This window comes from Streptomyces sp. NPDC048270 (assembly GCF_040652335.1).
GTDB lineage: Bacteria > Actinomycetota > Actinomycetes > Streptomycetales > Streptomycetaceae > Streptomyces.
The window spans coordinates 175,997-191,115 of record NZ_JBEZLV010000008.1 but is presented as its reverse complement, the minus strand read 5'-3'; the positions used below and the strand labels follow the sequence as shown (position 1 = coordinate 191,115).

Annotated in this window: 15 protein-coding genes; 13 read left to right on the top strand and 2 right to left on the bottom strand. The window is 74.2% G+C overall.

Annotated features, from left to right (window positions below; all coding sequences use genetic code 11):
- The first annotated feature begins 10 nt into the window (after positions 1-10).
- Genes AB0D66_RS10585 through AB0D66_RS10570 form a run of 4 tightly spaced genes read left to right on the top strand, consistent with a single transcriptional unit; the run spans position 11 to position 3,991 of the window.
- The gene (locus AB0D66_RS10585) at positions 11-694 is read left to right on the top strand and encodes a response regulator transcription factor (protein ID WP_362299758.1); all 684 of its coding nucleotides are present in this window, start codon (positions 11-13) and stop codon (positions 692-694) included.
- 6 nt (positions 695-700) lie between these two features.
- Entirely contained in the window at positions 701-2,158 is a 1,458-nt protein-coding gene (locus AB0D66_RS10580) for a HAMP domain-containing sensor histidine kinase (RefSeq protein ID WP_362299755.1), read from the top strand.
- On the top strand, positions 2,155-2,691 hold the full coding sequence (locus AB0D66_RS10575) for a hypothetical protein (protein WP_362299752.1): 537 nt from the start codon (positions 2,155-2,157) through the stop codon (positions 2,689-2,691). Before AB0D66_RS10580 ends, AB0D66_RS10575 begins: the two co-directional genes overlap by 4 nt.
- Positions 2,692-2,719: 28 nt before the next feature.
- Positions 2,720-3,991, top strand: a complete 1,272-nt coding sequence (locus AB0D66_RS10570; RefSeq protein ID WP_362299749.1) for a cytochrome P450 — start codon at positions 2,720-2,722, stop codon at positions 3,989-3,991.
- Here AB0D66_RS10570 and AB0D66_RS10565 read toward each other — a convergent pair.
- Positions 3,951-4,676: a hypothetical protein gene (locus AB0D66_RS10565; RefSeq protein WP_362299746.1), complete on the bottom strand. Its 726-nt coding sequence runs from the start codon at positions 4,674-4,676 to the stop codon at positions 3,951-3,953. The two genes, AB0D66_RS10570 and AB0D66_RS10565, sit on opposite strands and share 41 nt — an antisense overlap.
- 151 nt (positions 4,677-4,827) lie before the next feature.
- Between AB0D66_RS10565 and ggt the strand changes: the two genes are divergently transcribed.
- Positions 4,828-6,633, top strand: coding sequence for a gamma-glutamyltransferase (ggt, locus tag AB0D66_RS10560; protein ID WP_362299844.1), 1,806 nt, complete (start codon positions 4,828-4,830; stop codon positions 6,631-6,633).
- A gap of 25 nt (positions 6,634-6,658) precedes the next feature.
- Here the strand turns inward: ggt and map are convergent, their stop codons facing one another.
- Positions 6,659-7,426 (bottom strand): type I methionyl aminopeptidase, encoded by a 768-nt coding sequence (gene map, locus AB0D66_RS10555; RefSeq protein ID WP_362299744.1) that lies wholly within the window; start codon positions 7,424-7,426, stop codon positions 6,659-6,661.
- A 64-nt stretch (positions 7,427-7,490) separates the two neighbouring features.
- Between map and AB0D66_RS10550 the strand changes: the two genes are divergently transcribed.
- From AB0D66_RS10550 to AB0D66_RS10515, 8 genes are all read left to right on the top strand, one after another.
- Positions 7,491-7,754 (top strand): helix-turn-helix transcriptional regulator, encoded by a 264-nt coding sequence (locus AB0D66_RS10550; protein WP_362299741.1) that lies wholly within the window; start codon positions 7,491-7,493, stop codon positions 7,752-7,754.
- A gap of 84 nt (positions 7,755-7,838) precedes the next feature.
- Complete coding sequence (locus tag AB0D66_RS10545) at positions 7,839-7,985, top strand: hypothetical protein (RefSeq protein ID WP_362299738.1); 147 nt, start codon at positions 7,839-7,841, stop codon at positions 7,983-7,985.
- 64 nt (positions 7,986-8,049) lie between these two features.
- Complete coding sequence (locus AB0D66_RS10540) at positions 8,050-8,430, top strand: PPOX class F420-dependent oxidoreductase (protein ID WP_362299735.1); 381 nt, start codon at positions 8,050-8,052, stop codon at positions 8,428-8,430.
- A gap of 45 nt (positions 8,431-8,475) precedes the next feature.
- Entirely contained in the window at positions 8,476-10,368 is a 1,893-nt protein-coding gene (locus AB0D66_RS10535) for a hypothetical protein (RefSeq protein WP_362299732.1), read from the top strand.
- 167 nt (positions 10,369-10,535) lie between these two features.
- Positions 10,536-11,378 carry a nitrilase-related carbon-nitrogen hydrolase gene (locus tag AB0D66_RS10530; protein ID WP_362299730.1) on the top strand — a complete coding sequence of 281 codons (843 nt, stop codon included), beginning with the start codon at positions 10,536-10,538 and terminating at the stop codon, positions 11,376-11,378.
- An 8-nt stretch (positions 11,379-11,386) separates the two neighbouring features.
- The gene (locus tag AB0D66_RS10525; protein WP_362299841.1) at positions 11,387-12,670 is read left to right on the top strand and encodes an aspartate aminotransferase family protein; all 1,284 of its coding nucleotides are present in this window, start codon (positions 11,387-11,389) and stop codon (positions 12,668-12,670) included.
- Between the two features lie 10 nt (positions 12,671-12,680).
- Positions 12,681-14,081 carry a dihydropyrimidinase gene (gene hydA / locus AB0D66_RS10520; RefSeq protein ID WP_362299727.1) on the top strand — a complete coding sequence of 467 codons (1,401 nt, stop codon included), beginning with the start codon at positions 12,681-12,683 and terminating at the stop codon, positions 14,079-14,081.
- A 20-nt stretch (positions 14,082-14,101) separates the two neighbouring features.
- Positions 14,102-15,103 (top strand): TIGR03842 family LLM class F420-dependent oxidoreductase, encoded by a 1,002-nt coding sequence (locus AB0D66_RS10515; protein ID WP_362299724.1) that lies wholly within the window; start codon positions 14,102-14,104, stop codon positions 15,101-15,103.
- The last annotated feature ends 16 nt before the right edge of the window (positions 15,104-15,119 follow it).

The following is a 15,119-nucleotide window of genomic DNA, read 5'->3' as shown; positions in this document are numbered from 1 at the left end:
TACTGACCGGATGCCACGCGTACTGCTGATCGAGGACGACCCATCCATCCGGGAGGGCGTGGGCCTCGGCCTGCGCCGGCGCGGCCACGAGGTCAGCGCCGCCGAGACCGGCGAGGAGGGGCTCGACCTGATGGCGGGCTTCCGCCCCGAGCTGGTACTGCTCGACCTGATGCTGCCGGGGATCAACGGCGTGCAGGTCTGCCGCCGCATCCGCGAGACCAGCCAGGTGCCGATCATCATGCTCACCGCGCGCGGCGACGACTTCGACATAGTCATCGGCCTCGAGGCCGGCGCCGACGACTACATCGTCAAACCCGCCCGCACCGAGGTCATAGAGGCCCGGGTGAAGGCCGTACTGCGCCGGCTCAGCGTCCCGGCGGGCAGCCGCCCGGAGGTCGAGCAGCACGGCGAGCTGGCCATCGACCGCTCCGGGCTCACCGTCGCCAAGAACGGCGAGCGCGTCCCCCTCGCCCCCAGCGAGCTGAAGCTCCTGCTGCACCTGTCGGCCTCGCCCGAGCAGGTCTTCTCCCGCCAGCAGCTGCTCGAGTACGTCTGGGACCACAGCTACCACGCCGACGCCCGGCTGGTGGACGCCTGCGTGCGCCGCCTGCGCCACAAGATCGAGGACCCGGCCCGCAGCCCCCGCTACATCCAGACCGTGCGCGGCTTCGGCTACCGCTTCGGCCCCCTGTAGGCGGCCGTGAGACGCACGGCGCCGCTCGGGCTCCGCACCCGGCTGATCGCGGCCTTCCTGCTGGTCGCCGCGATCTGCGCGGGCACCACCGCCGCCCTCACCTACCAGAAGGCGCGCACCGCGATCCTGACCCAGACCCAGGACACCGCCGTGTCCACCCTGCGCGACCAGGTCGAGCAGCAGCAGCTGGAGCTGCCCGTGGACCAGCAGCAACTGCAGCTGAGCGTCGGCGACATCGCAAAGCGGGGCAAACCGCACCCCTGGACGATCTTCGGCGAGTACGGCACCCTGCGCGCCTCCTCCAACGGCACCCCGGCCACCTCCGGTGTGGTCACCGAGGCGCTCCGCCGGCGGGTGACCGCCAACCCGCACGGCGCCTTCCAGCGGGTCGAGGACCGGTCGGGCAACCCGTACCTCGTCGTCGGCATGCCGGCGGTGTTCAACCAGGGCGGGGTCCGCCAGGCCACCGGCATCGTCTACTTCGCCACCATGCCGCTCGACGCCGAAGAGGCCACGGTCAAGGCCATGGTCGACGCCGCCCAGCAGGGCGCCGTCCCCGGCCTCGCCATCGCCCTGATCCCCGCCCTGCTCGCCGCGCGCAGCGTGCTCCGCCCGGTACGGGACATGCGGCGCGCCGCCCAGCGGCTCGGCCGGGGCCGCCTGGACACCCGTATCGAGGTCAGGGGCGCCGACGAACTCGCCGGACTCGCCCGCACCTTCAACGAGACGGCCCGCGCCCTCGAGCAGTCCGTGGCCGAGCTCCAGGAAGCGGAGGCCCGGGCCCGCCGGTTCGCCGCCGACGTCTCGCACGAACTGCGCACCCCGCTGGCCGGCATGCTCGCCGTCACCGAGGTCCTCGACGAGGACGCCGAGCACCTCGACCCGGACACCGCGAAGGCCCTGCGGCTGGTCAGCGCCGAGACCGGCAAGCTCGCCGTCCTCGTCGAGGACCTGATGGAGATATCCCGCTTCGACGCCCGCGCCGCCGAGCTCAACCTGGACGACGTGGACCTGGCGGAGGCCGTCGGCAAGACCCTGGAGCGCCGGCACTGGGACGACGGCCGGGTGGCCACCGTCACCGACCTGCCCCCCGAGACCCGCGCCCGGCTCGACCCGCGCCGCTTCGACGTGGTCCTCGCCAACCTCGTCGGCAACGCCCTCAGGCACGGCGGCGCCCCCGTGCGCATCACGGTGGGGACCCGCCCCGGGCCGGACGGCGAGGGCGACCGGCTGCTCATCGAGGTCGCCGACAGCGGGCCCGGTATCGCCCCGGAGGTGCTCCCGCACATCTTCGACCGCTTCTTCAAGGCCGACGCGGCCCGCACCCGCTCCGCGGGCAGCGGCCTCGGACTCGCCATCACCCAGGAGAACGTACGCCTGCACGGCGGCACCCTGCGCGCGGGCAACGGGCCCGCCGGGGGAGCGGTCTTCACCCTCGACATGCCCCTGGAGGCCCGCCCATGAGCACGACCCGGGGACGGTCGGCGGCCGCGGCGGCGGTCCTGCTGGGCCCGCTGCTGCTGGCCGGATGCGGGATCAAGCCGACCGGGCCGGTCGACAGCGGCTCCGCCGCCACCGTGACCGTGCCCGTCCCCGCGGGCTCCGCCGTGCTCTACTTCGTCGCGCCGGACGGCCATCTCGTACCCTCCCCGCAGCGGGACGTACCCGGGCTGGCCCCGCTCCAGGCGCTCAACCGGCTGCTCGACGGCCCCGGCGAGCGGGAGCTGGCGGCCGGCCTCACCACCCAGGTGCCCTCCACCCACGGCATACGGCTGGAGCCCCCGGCGGTCTCCTTCCCGCAGCGGGACGTGATGCGCGTCCAGCTGCCGTTCCCGGCCGCGGACCTGACGCCGACCGCCCGCCGCCAGCTGGTGTGCACCCTGGTGTCCACCGGCGGCCGGGAGGACCGGTTCACGGTCGCCCTCAAGGGGACCGATCCCGCCCTCGACCTCGAGCCCGTCGGATGCGAGGGCATCGGCGAACGTCCCCTTGCGTAGCGGCCCGCCAGGCCCCCACCGTGGTCCCATGGACCCTGCCGATGGCGTTCCCGACGTCTTCGACCCCCGCGTCTACGCCGTGGGCATCCCCCACGACCGGTACCGGCTGCTGCGCGAGCGGCATCCGGTGGCCTGGCAGGCGGAACCCGAGATCGAGGGCTGGCCCGCGGGCCCCGGCTTCTGGGCGGTCACCCGGCACGCCGACGTCGTGGCCGTCCTGCGCGACCACCGCACGTACTCCTCCTGGCTCGGCGCCACCCAGATCCGCGACCCCGACCCGGCCGACCTGCCCTTCCTGCGCAGCACCATGCTCAACCAGGACCCGGACAAGGCCTGCGGGGACCACGGCCGGCTGCGGCGCCTGGTCTCCCGGGCCTTCACCCCCGCCCGCGTCGACGCCTTCGCCGGGCGGGTACGGGAACGCGCCCGGACCCTGCTCGCCGCCGCGCGGGACGGGGCCGAGGACGGGGCGGCCGACCTGGTGCGCACCGTCACCGACGAGTACGCGCTGCTCAACCTGACCGACCTGCTGGGCGTCCCGCCCGCCGACCGGGCCCTACTGCTGGAGTGGACCGTACGGATCATCGGCTACCAGGATCCCGAGGACGCGCCCGCGCCGCGGCTCGGCCCCGACGGCAAGCCGCGCAACCCGCGCTCCCCGGCGCTGCTCGGCGAGATGTTCGGCTACGCCCGCGAACTGGCCGCCCACAAGCGCGCGCACCCCGGCGAGGACGTGATGACCTCCCTCGCCCACGCCGGCCTGGACCCCGCCGAGCTGGAGATGTTCTTCTTCCTGCTCACCGTCGCGGGCAACGACACCGTGCGCGCCGCGGCCCCCGGCGGCCTGCTCGCACTGGCCCGCGACCCGGACGCCTACCGGACGCTCGCCGGGGGCCTCGTCCCGCGGGACCGCGCCGTCGACGAACTCCTGCGCGTGCACCCGCCGGTGCTCAGCTTCCGCCGGACCGCCGCCGCCGACACCGAGCTGGCCGGGCAGCGGATCCGGGCCGGGGACAAGGTCGTGGTCTTCCACGCCTCCGCCAACCACGACGAGCGCGTCTTCACCGACCCCGCGGCGCTGGACCTGGGCCGGGCGCCCAACCCGCACGTCTCCTTCGGCGACGGCCCGCACGTCTGCCTGGGCGCCCACTTCGCCCGGCTCCAGCTGCGCGTCTTCTACGAGGAGTGGTGCGCCGCCATGCCCGCGCCCGAACTCGAGGGGCTGCCGCGGCGGCTGGTCTCCAACTTCATCAACGGGATCACACGGCTGCCGCTGCGGGTGTCCGGGCGGCCCGGGTGACGTCCGCCACCAGCTCGGTCACATCGGGGCCGTAGGCATCGGAGTTGACCACCTTCAGCAGGACGCAGAAGGACTCGGCGCCGTACCTGCGGGCCAGCTCCCGGTGGTGCCGCGCGAGGTAGCGGGCCGCGGCCTGGTTGCTGTTGGCGGTCTGCCCCGACAGCAGGAACACCGGACGGGTGCCCCGCCCCGTGGTGAGCCGCGCCAGCAGCACGTACTCCGCCATTCCCTTCTCCCAGCGGTACACCTCCCCGCCCACGCTGATCGCACCCCGGTCCGGACCCGGCTCGCCGGACACGTCGACCCGCACCCCCGGGAGCATGGAGGACCGGTGCGCCGTCGTCCGGCTGTTGGACACCGGCCCGCCGACGCAGAACTCGGCCCGCTCGCCGAAGCCCTGCCGGGCCGCGTCGTGCGTGACGATCTGCACGTTCGCCCCGCAGTCCTTGATCAGGGCGGAGATCTCCAGCAGGGCGAAGGCGTCGTTGCGGTGCAGCGAGGAATCGGTACCGCCCATCTGCCGGTTGACCACGAACAGGCAGTCGGAGCCGGTCGGCAGCCCGAAGAAGGCCTGCTTGCGGCGGAGCGCACGGCGCCACTGGTAGGTCCGGGTGAACCAGCCGAACCCGCCACTGAGCGCGGTGGCTATCACCCCGAGCACGATGTTGCGCACGTCATCGTTCATGCGCGGGATGCTAGGGCATCCGCTCCCGGGGTTCACCGGCCGGTGTCCGCACTCGTGGAGCGCCGCCCCCGCGCCCCCCGCGCAGCGCCCGCCGCGGCGTGATGCCCTGACGGGGCGACAGGGAGGCGGCTAGGCTCGGCGCACGTTGCCGATGGAGGTTCGGATGCCCCGTTTCGCCCGCCCGTTACCGCTCCTGGCCCTCGCAGCCGCACTCGTCTCGACCGGGGCCGCCGCCCCGCCGGGCGCCGCGACCCCGCCCAAGGTGCCCGTGGCCGCGGGCTACGGCGGGGCCGTCGCCAGCGTCGACGCCGACGCCTCCGCGGCCGGGATCGCCGTGCTGCGCTCCGGCGGCAACGCCGTGGACGCGGCCGTCGCCACCGCCGCCGCGCTCGGGGTCACCGAGCCCTATTCGGCGGGCATCGGCGGAGGCGGCTACTTCGTCTACTACGACGCCGCGTCCCGCCGGGTGCACACCATCGACGGCCGCGAGACCGCCCCCGCGACGGCCACCGCCGAGCTGTTCCAGGAGAACGGCCAGCCCATCCCCTTCGCCGAGGGCCAGACCAGCGGCCGCGGGGTCGGCGTCCCCGGCACCCCCGCCACCTGGAAGAGCGCCCTCGATTCCTGGGGCACCCGCCCGCTCCGCCACCTGCTGAAGCCCGCCGAGAAGCTGGCCCGCGACGGTTTCACCGTCGACGCCACCTTCCGCGCCCAGACCGAGGCCAACGAGGCCCGGTTCCGGGACTTCCCCGACACCCGGGAGCTGTTCCTGCCGGGCGGCGCCCTGCCGGTGGTCGGCTCCACCTTCAAGAACCCGGACCTGGCCGCCACGTACGCGGAGCTCGCCCGCAAGGGCACCGGCGCGCTCTACCGCGGCCCGATCGCCGAGGACATCGTGCGGACCGTCCGCAAGCCCCCGGTGGACCCGGCGGCCACCCGCAACGTCAGGCCCGGCGACCTGACCACCGCGGACCTGCGCGCGTACGGGACCAAGCGGCAGGACCCGACCCGGATCGGCTACCGGGGCCTGGACGTCTACAGCATGGCCCCCTCCTCCTCCGGCGGCACCACCGTCGGCGAGGCGCTGAACATCCTGGAACGCACCGACCTCTCGCGGCTCTCCGAGGCCCAGTACCTGCACCGCTTCATCGAGGCCTCGAGGATCTCCTTCGCCGACCGGGGCCGCTGGGTCGGCGACCCGGCCGCCGAGGACGTGCCGACGAGGGAACTGCTCTCCCAGCGGTTCGCCGACTCGAGGGCCTGCCTGATCAAGCCCGACCGGGCGCTGACCAGTCCGCTGGCCCCCGGGGACCCGCGCCGTCCGGAGCCCTGCGCCACCACCGGCCAGGCGGCGCCCACCACCTACGAGGGGGAGAACACCACCCATCTGACGGTCGCCGACCGCTGGGGCAACGTGGTGTCCTACACCCTGACCATCGAGTCCACCGGAGGCAGCGCGATCACCGTCCCGGGCCGCGGCTTCCTGCTCAACAACGAGCTGACCGACTTCTCCTTCGCCCCGGCAGCGCCCGGTGTCCCGGACCCGAACCTGCCCGGTCCCGGCAAGCGGCCGCGGTCCTCCATGTCGCCGACGATCGTGCTCGAACACGGGAAGCCGGTGCTCGCCCTGGGATCCCCGGGCGGCGCCACCATCATCACCACCGTCCTGCAGACGCTGACCGGCCACCTGGACCGGGGCCTGCCGCTGGTCGACGCGATCGCCGCGCCGCGCGCCAGCCAGCGCAACCAGACCACCACCGAGCTGGAGCCGGGACTGTGGAACAGCCCGGTCCGGGCGGAGCTGGAGGCGCTCGGCCAGGGCTTCCGGCAGAACCCGGAGATCGGCGCCGCGACCGCTGTGCAGCGGCTGCCGGACGGCCGCTGGCTGGCGGCGGCGGAGACCAGCCGCCGGGGCGGCGGCTCGGCGATGGTGGTCCACCCGCACGGCACGCCGTAGGAGCCGAAGGACGCACCGCGACCGCTCAGACGGCGGTGAGGATCCTCGGGCCGTCGGCGGTGATCGCGACCGTGTGCTCCGCGTGCGCGGCGCGGCTGCCGTCGACGGTGCGCAGGGTCCAGCCGTCCCCGTCGCACGTGTAGTCGTCGGTGCCGCCCGCGGTCAGCATCGGCTCGATCGCGAGCACCATGCCGGGGCGCAGCTTCATGCCGCGCCCCGGCGGGCCCTCGTTGGGCACGCCCGGGTCCTCGTGCATGCGGCGGCCGATGCCGTGGCCCCCGAAACCGTCGGGGATGCCGTAGCCGGCGGCGCGGCAGACCGTGCCCACCGCGTGGGCGATGTCGCCGATCCGGTTGCCGGGCACGGCCGCCGCGATGCCGGCGGCCAGGGCCGCCTCAGCCGTCTCGATGAGCCGCAGGTCGGCGGGTCGGGGCCGGCCGACGGTGAAGGTCACCGCCGCGTCGCCGACCCAGCCGCCGAGCCGGGCCCCGCAGTCGATGCTGACCAGGTCCCCGTCGCGCAGCCGGTACGGGCCGGGGATGCCGTGCACGATCGCGTCGTTGACCGAGGCGCAGATCACGGCGGGGAAGGGCACCGGCGCGAACTTCGGCCGGTAGCCGAGGAAGGGGGAGGCCGCACCGGCCTCCCGGAGCACGGCGCGGGCCACCGCGTCCAGGTCCGCCAGGGAGAGCCCGACCCGGGCGCTCTCCCGCACGGCCGCGAGGGTTTGGGCGACGACGCGGCCGGCGGCGCGCATCTCGTCGATCGACTGGTCCGTCTTGAGTTCCACCATGCCAATAACTATACCGGTATAACTGTAACGGGATACTTATTGGCGGGCGGGGTAGGATGAGGGCATGGTCCGCACCCCCCTGACCCCCGAAGAGCGCGAACGCGGCGAGCGGCTGGGCGCACTGCTGCGCGAAGCACGCGGCGCGCGCAGCATGGTCGAGATCGCGGCCGGAGCCGGGCTCTCGGCCGAGACCCTCCGCAAGATCGAGACCGGCCGGGCGCCGACCCCCGCCTTCTTCACGGTGGCGGCCCTCGCCGAGGTCCTCGGGCTCTCCCTGGACGAGGTGCTGCGCCGCTGCGCGCCCGCGCCCATGCCCGTACCGGCCTGAGAACACCCGCCTCGGGGGAGTGTCCGGCGGCCGAACGGCCCCATGGGCGGTGCGGGCGCCGGGGTCCGGGGCAAGCGTGAGGGCGTGTCAGCCACGAACGCATCCCAGCGACTCGGTTTCGGACTCCTCGGCGCGCTCCTCGCGGGAGGCCTGCTGCTGGCAGCCTGCGCCGCGCCCGACGACCGGGCGTCGCCGTCGGGCGCGCCCGGCGCGAGCGCGCGCGGCCGCTAGCCGGCGGGCGTCCGCGGCCGGACCCCGGCGCGGTCGCACCCCGGGCAGGACCTAGGGTTCCGGCATGGACCTCGCAGAGCTGGGCAAGGCGCGCTACGTCAGTCTCACCACCTTCCGCAAGGACGGCACGCCCGTGGCGACACCGGTGTGGGCGGTGGCCGACGGCGCGGAGCTGTACGTGTGGACGCGCAGCGATTCGTGGAAGGTCAAGCGGATCCGCAACAGCGGACGGGTCGCCGTCACCGCCTGTGACGTGCGCGGACGGGTCGTGGAAGGGGCGCCCGTGCACGAGGGCGAGGCCAGGCTGCTCGACGAGGCGGGCCTGAAGCGGGTGCGCGGGCTCATGCTGCGCAAGTACACCTGGCAGTTCTGGATGGTGGACGTGCCGGCGATGCTGGCGCGGCGGGGGCGGCGGCCGCACACCGCGATCGCCGTCAAGCTTTGAGGTGCCCGTAGCCCGCCCGTAACACAGGTGGGGTGCAATGCGGTCATGGAGACCGCGACTTCGCTGGTGATCAGTCAGTTCGCCGAGTACCTGCGGGGGTTGACCTGGCGACTGGATCCCGGGGCAGGCTGGTACGGGGAGTTCCTGCGCCGGGATCCGGACGGCGTGCGGGCCTGTCTCGAGGGGGCCGCGATACCCCCGTGGGACGTGGTCGAGTCCCTCCTGCGGGACCTGGCGGCGCTGCGGGGCGAGGAGCTCGCGGCGCGGGAGGGCGTGTACGCGGCCCGGCTGCGGGAGTCGGCGGTCGCCGCGTGGGACGGGCTGCCGGGCGGTGCGGAGCGGCTCCGGGCCGAGTGCGCGGAGGCTGCCGCGCAGCAGGCCGCCGCGCGGGAGGCGGTGCGGGGCCTGACGGTCCGGCTCGGCGGCGCCGACGGCCCGGCCGAGGCGGACGCCCTCGCCCGGGAGCTCTCCTGGAGCCAGGACGACGCGGCCCGCGCCGCGGCCCGCCACGCGGACCTGGCGACCCGCCTGTCGGCCCGTGGGCCCGACGCGCAGGCTTCGGCGTGGCCCGCGGCCAAGGCTCCGGCGCAGTCCCGCGCCCAGGCTTCGGCCGGGCCCCACGCCGAGGCCCCGGCGGAGTCCCGTGCCCAGGCTTCGGCGTGGCCGCCCGCCGAGGCTCCGGCGCAGTCCCGCGCCCAGGCTTCGGCCTGGCCGCCCGCCGAGGCCCCGGCGCAGTCCCGCGCCCAGGCTTCGGCCGGGCCCCACGCCGAGGCCCCGGCGGAGTCCCGCGCCCAGGCTTCGGCGTGGCCGCCCGCCGAGGCTCCGGCGCAGTCCCGCGCCCAGGCTTCGGCCTGGCCGCCCGCCGAGGCTTCGGCGTCGGCCCGCGCCCACGCTCCGGGGACACCGCGCGCCGAGCCTTCGGCATTAGTCCGCGCCCAGGCTTCGGGGACCGGACCCGCCGAGGCTTCGGGTGGGTACCGAGCCGGGGCTTCTGCGGGGCAGCTGTCCGAGGGGTCGGCGTCGGGGCGCGTTCAGTCCGCGGCGGCTGCGGACCGGCCGCACGCCGGGGCGTCGATGTCGGCGCCGGCCGGCGCCTGGGTGGAGGCGCCCGCCGAGGCCCCGGCGTCGGACGGGGGCGGGGGCGGTGGGGCGGCGCAGCGGCGGGGGGCCGTGGAGCGGGCCGAGGGGCGGTGGCTGCGGGGGCGGCGGGGCGGGGGTGCGCGGTATGCCGGGATGGCGGGTGCCGGGGCGCAGGGCTTCGTGCCGCCGCCGGGGGAGCCGGCCGCGGCGGACGGTGCGGGCTTCGGCGTGCCCGCGCCGCGCGGGGCCCGCTTCGGGTGGGGGACGGCGGAGCCGGAAGCCCCCGTCCCGGTCGCGGCCCCGTCGGCCGGGGACCCGTTCGCGCAGCCCCCGGCCGAGGACGCGCGGGCGGTGGTCGGGGAGTTGACCGCCCTGCGCGCGCAGGGGCGCGGCGGCGAGGCCCACGCGCTGCTCTGCGAGATCGCGGGCTGGCCCGCGGACCGGCTGCCCGGCCTCGCCGACCGGCTGTCCCGCGCCGGGCTCGCGGCCGACTGGGCCACCCTGCTGTGGGAGGCGGCCTCGCTGCCGCCGGTCCGGCTCGCCGCGGCCGCGGCAGCCCTGGGCGCGGCCGGCCGGGAGGCCGACAGCGACCGGCTGCTGCGCCAGGGCGCGGCCCGCCCCACCGCCGAGATCGCCGACGCGGCGCTCGCCCTCGGCGCCTCCGGCCGGACCCGCGAGGCCGACACCCTGCTCGGCGCCTTCGTCCGGGTCCGCACCGCGGAGGAGGCCGCAGCCCTCGCCCGCCGGGACCCGGGGTGGTTCACCCCCCGGCTGCTCCAGGCCGCCGCGGAGACCTCCGCGGCCCACCATCGGGACCTGGTCCACGCCCTCCGCGTGGCCGGCCTCGCCACGGCGTAAACCGCCCGCCGCCTGACCGCAAACGACCGCGGGGCGACGTAACTTGATCGACTACTCCAACCGCGCAACGCGGTCTTGCCCCGCGCTGTGACGAGGCCTACGTTCTACTCCCTACGGACACCGTCTACGTGCGTAGAACCAGGCGTTCCCGTCGCGAGGAGCAGCTCATGGCCCAAGTCGTCCGCGCCGCGCTGGTCCAGGCCACCTGGACCGGAGACACCGAATCGATGATCGCCAAACACGAGGAGCACGCCCGGCGGGCCGCCGCCCAGGGTGCGCGGATCATCGGCTTCCAGGAGGTGTTCAACGCCCCCTACTTCTGCCAGGTCCAGGAGCCCGAGCACTACCGCTGGGCCGAGGCCGTCCCGGACGGCCCGACCGTGCGCCGCATGCAGGAGCTCGCCCGCGAGACCGGCATGGTCATCGTCGTCCCGGTCTTCGAGCTGGAGAGCGAGGGCTTCTACTACAACACCGCGGCCGTCATCGACGCCGACGGCAGCTATCTCGGGAAGTACCGCAAACACCACATCCCGCAGGTCAAGGGCTTCTGGGAGAAGTACTACTTCCGCCCGGGCAACCTCGGCTGGCCGGTCTTCGACACCGCCGTCGGACGCGTCGGCGTGTACATCTGCTACGACCGCCACTTCCCGGAGGGCTGGCGCCAACTGGGCCTGGCCGGAGCGCAGCTCGTCTACAACCCCTCCGCCACCCACCGGGGCCTCTCCGCCTACCTCTGGCAGCTGGAACAGCCCGCCGCGGCCGTCGCCAACGAGTACTTCATCGCCGCGATCAACCGCATCGGCCAGGAGGAGTACGGAGACAACGACTTCTACGGCACCAGCTACTTCGTGGACCCGCGCGGCCAGTTCGTCGGGGAGCCGGCCAGCGACAAGGAGGAGGAACTCCTCGTACGGGACCTCGACTTCGACCTGATCAAGGAGGTCCGCGACCAGTGGGCCTTCTACCGCGACCGCCGCCCCGACGCCTACGGAGGGCTCGTACAGCCGTGACCAACCCGATGCCCCTGCACAGCCGCCACGCCGCCGTCCTGCCCGACTGGCTCGCGCTCTACTACGGCCGCCCGGTCGAACTCACCCACGGCGAGGGCCGCCACGTCTGGGACGCCGACGGCAACCGCTACCTCGACTTCTTCGGCGGCATCCTCACCACGATGACCGCCCACGCCCTGCCCGAGGTGACCAAGGCGGTCTCCGAGCAGGCCGGGCGGATCATCCACTCCTCCACCCTGTACCTGAACCGCCCCATGATCGAGCTGGCCGAACGGGTCGCCGCGCTCTCCGGCATCCCCGACGCCCGGGTCTTCTTCACCACCTCGGGCACCGAGGCCAACGACACCGCGCTGCTGCTCGCGACGACGTACCGCCGCTCCAACCAGATCCTGGCGATGCGCAACAGCTACCACGGCCGGTCCTTCTCCACCGTGTCCATCACGGGCAACCGGGGCTGGTCCCCGACCAGCCTCTCGCCGCTCCAGACGTACTACGTCCACGGCGCCGTCCGCAGCCGCGGCCCCTTCGCGGACCTCGACGACACCGCCTTCACCGCCGCGGCCGTCGCCGACCTCGAGGACGTCCTCGGCCAGGCCCGCGGGGGAGTGGCCGCGCTCATCGCCGAGCCGATCCAGGGCGTCGGCGGGTTCACCTCCCCGCCCGACGGCCTGTACGGGGCCTTCCGCGAGGTCCTGGACCGGCACGGCATCCTGTGGATCAGCGACGAGGTGCAGACCGGCTGGGGCCGCACCGGGGAGCACTTCTGGGGCTGGCAGGCACACGGCCAGAACGGTCCGCCGGACATCCTCACCTTCGCCAAGGGCATCGGCAACGGCATGTCGGTGGGCGGGGTCGTGGCCCGCCCCGAGGTGATGAACTGCCTGGACTCCCACTCCATCTCCACCTTCGGCGGTTCCCCGGTCACCATGGCGGCCGGCCTCGCCAACCTCACGTACCTGCTGGAGCACGACCTCCAGGGCAACGCCCGCCGCGTCGGCGGCCTCCTCCTGGAGCGGCTGCGCGCCATCGCCGCGCACGTGCCCGCCGTACGGGAGGTCCGCGGCCGGGGCCTGATGGCCGGACTGGAACTGACCAGGCCCGGCACCGACCAGGCCGACCCGGACGCCGCCGCGGCGGTGCTGGAGGCCGCCCGCGAGGGCGGTCTGCTCATCGGCAAGGGCGGCGGCCACAACACCAGCGTGCTGCGCATCGCCCCGCCGCTCTCCCTCACCGTCGCGGAGGCGGAAGAGGGCGCCGAGATCCTCGAACAGGCATTGCGCACCATCCAGTAGGGGGACGTACATGAGCATCCGCACCCTGATCAGCGGCGGCCTCGTCGTCACCGCCGCCGACGAACTGCACGCGGACGTCCTCGTCGAGGACGGCCGGGTGGCGGCCCTCGCCGCGCACGGCTCGGCGGCCGCCGCGGCCTGGACGGCCGACCGTACGATCGACGCGAGCGGGAAGTACGTGATCCCGGGCGGGGTCGACGCGCACACCCACATGGAGCTTCCCTTCGGCGGCACCTCCGCCTCGGACACCTTCGAGACCGGAACCCGGGCCGCCGCCTGGGGCGGCACCACCACCATCGTCGACTTCGCCGTGCAGAGCGTGGGCCACTCCCTGCGCGAGGGCCTCGACACCTGGTACGACAAGGCCGACGGCAAGTGCGCCGTCGACTACGCCTTCCACATGATCCTCTCGGACGTCAACGAGGGCACCCTCAAGGAGATGGACCTCCTGGTCGGGGAGGGGGTCACCTCGTTCAAGCTGTTCATGGCCTACCCGGGCGTCTTCTACAGCGACGACGGGCAGATCCTGCGGGCCATGCAGCGGGCCTCCGGCAACGGCGGGCTGATCATGATGCACGCCGAGAACGGCATCGCCATCGACGTGCTCGTCGAGCAGGCGCTGGCCCGCGGGGAGACCGACCCCCGCCACCACGGCGAGGTCCGCAAGGTGCTCCTGGAGGCGGAGGCCACCCACCGGGCCATCCAGCTCGCCCGGGTCGCCGGCTCGCCCCTGTACGTGGTCCACGTCTCGGCGGAGGAGGCGGTGGCCGAGCTGGCCGCCGCCCGCGACAAGGGCCTGCCCGTCTTCGGGGAGACCTGCCCGCAGTACCTCTTCCTGTCCACCGACAACCTCGCGGAGCCCGACTTCCAGGGCGCCAAGTACGTGTGCTCCACCCCGCTGAGGCCGCGCGAGCACCAGGCGGCGCTGTGGCGGGGGCTGCGGACCAACGACCTCCAGGTGGTCTCCACCGACCACTGCCCCTTCTGCTTCCGGGGCCAGAAGGAGCTGGGCCGAGGGGACTTCTCCAAGATCCCGAACGGGCTGCCGGGGGTGGAGAACCGGATGGACCTCCTCCATCAGGCCGTGCTGGACGGGCACATCAGCCGCCGCCGCTGGATCGAGATCGCCTGCGCGACCCCGGCCCGGATGTTCGGCCTCTATCCGCAGAAGGGCACCATCGCGCCGGGCTCCGACGCCGACATCGTCCTCTACGATCCGCACGCCGAGCAGGTCATCTCCGCCGAGACGCACCACATGAACGTGGACTACTCGGCGTACGAGGGCAGGCGGATCACCGGACGCGTCGACACCGTGCTCTCGCGCGGCGAACTCGTCATCGACCGGCGCGAGTACGCCGGCCGGCCCGGCCACGGCGTCTTCATCCCCCGCTCCACATGCCAGTACCTGTAAGCCCGTAAGGAGCCGCCCGTATGGACTTCGGCCTCGTCCTGCAGACCGACCCGCCCGCCTCACAGGTCGTCAGCCTCATGCGCCGTGCCGAGCGCAACGGCTTCCGCTACGGCTGGACCTTCGACTCCGCCGTGCTGTGGCAGGAGCCCTTCGTCATCTACAGCCAGATCCTGGAGCACACCCAGGAGATGCACGTCGGCCCGATGGTCACCAACCCGGGCACCCGCACCTGGGAGGTCACCGCCTCCACCTTCGCCACGCTCAACGACATGTTCGGCAACCGCACCGTGTGCGGGATCGGCCGCGGGGACTCGGCGATGCGGGTCGCGGGGCGCGCGCCGAACACCCTGGCCCGGCTCGGCGAGGCCATCGGCGTGATCCGCGACCTCGCCGAGGGCCGCGAGGCCGAGGTGGACGGCAAGCCGTTGCGGATCCCCTGGATCAGGGACGGCAGGCTGCCCGTCTGGATGGCCGCGTACGGGCCGAAGGCCCTGGCCCTGGCCGGGCAGAAGGCCGACGGGTTCATCCTCCAGCTCGCCGACCCGTACCTCACGGAGTGGATGGTCAAGTCGGTCCGCGAGGCCGCCGTGGAGGCCGGCCGGGACCCGGCGGAGATCACCATCTGCGTGGCGGCTCCCGCGTACGTGGGCGAGGACCTGGCGCACGCCCGCGACCAGTGCCGGTGGTTCGGCGGCATGGTCGGCAACCACGTCGCCGACCTGGTCTCCCGCTACGGCGAGCACTCCTCGATGGTCCCGGACGAGCTGACCGAGTACGTCAAGTCCCGCCAGGGCTACGACTACAGCCACCACGGGCGCGCCGGGAACCCGTCGGCGGACTTCGTGCCCGACGAGATCGTCGACCGCTTCTGCCTGCTGGGTCCGCCCGAGGCCCATGTCGAGAAGCTCCGGGCGCTGCGCGCCCTCGGCGTCGACCAGTTCGCCGTCTACGACATGCACGACGCGAAGGAGGCCACGATCGACGCCTACGGCGAGCACGTCATCCCGGCGGTCAACGGCTGACGGCCGGGACCGGCCC

Excerpts from the sequence above, each read along its gene's own strand:
- AB0D66_RS10585 (WP_362299758.1), top strand. The coding sequence starts at position 11 with ATGCCACGCGTACTGCTGATCGAGGACGACCCATCCATCCGGGAGGGC.
- AB0D66_RS10575 (WP_362299752.1), top strand. The coding sequence starts at position 2,155 with ATGAGCACGACCCGGGGACGGTCGGCGGCCGCGGCGGCGGTCCTGCTG.
- AB0D66_RS10570 (WP_362299749.1), top strand. The coding sequence starts at position 2,720 with ATGGACCCTGCCGATGGCGTTCCCGACGTCTTCGACCCCCGCGTCTAC.
- AB0D66_RS10565 (WP_362299746.1), bottom strand. The coding sequence starts at position 4,676 with ATGAACGATGACGTGCGCAACATCGTGCTCGGGGTGATAGCCACCGCG.
- ggt (WP_362299844.1), top strand. The coding sequence starts at position 4,828 with ATGGAGGTTCGGATGCCCCGTTTCGCCCGCCCGTTACCGCTCCTGGCC.
- map (WP_362299744.1), bottom strand. The coding sequence starts at position 7,426 with ATGGTGGAACTCAAGACGGACCAGTCGATCGACGAGATGCGCGCCGCC.
- AB0D66_RS10550 (WP_362299741.1), top strand. The coding sequence starts at position 7,491 with ATGGTCCGCACCCCCCTGACCCCCGAAGAGCGCGAACGCGGCGAGCGG.
- AB0D66_RS10540 (WP_362299735.1), top strand. The coding sequence starts at position 8,050 with ATGGACCTCGCAGAGCTGGGCAAGGCGCGCTACGTCAGTCTCACCACC.
- AB0D66_RS10535 (WP_362299732.1), top strand. The coding sequence starts at position 8,476 with ATGGAGACCGCGACTTCGCTGGTGATCAGTCAGTTCGCCGAGTACCTG.
- AB0D66_RS10530 (WP_362299730.1), top strand. The coding sequence starts at position 10,536 with ATGGCCCAAGTCGTCCGCGCCGCGCTGGTCCAGGCCACCTGGACCGGA.
- AB0D66_RS10525 (WP_362299841.1), top strand. The coding sequence starts at position 11,387 with ATGCCCCTGCACAGCCGCCACGCCGCCGTCCTGCCCGACTGGCTCGCG.
- hydA (WP_362299727.1), top strand. The coding sequence starts at position 12,681 with ATGAGCATCCGCACCCTGATCAGCGGCGGCCTCGTCGTCACCGCCGCC.
- AB0D66_RS10515 (WP_362299724.1), top strand. The coding sequence starts at position 14,102 with ATGGACTTCGGCCTCGTCCTGCAGACCGACCCGCCCGCCTCACAGGTC.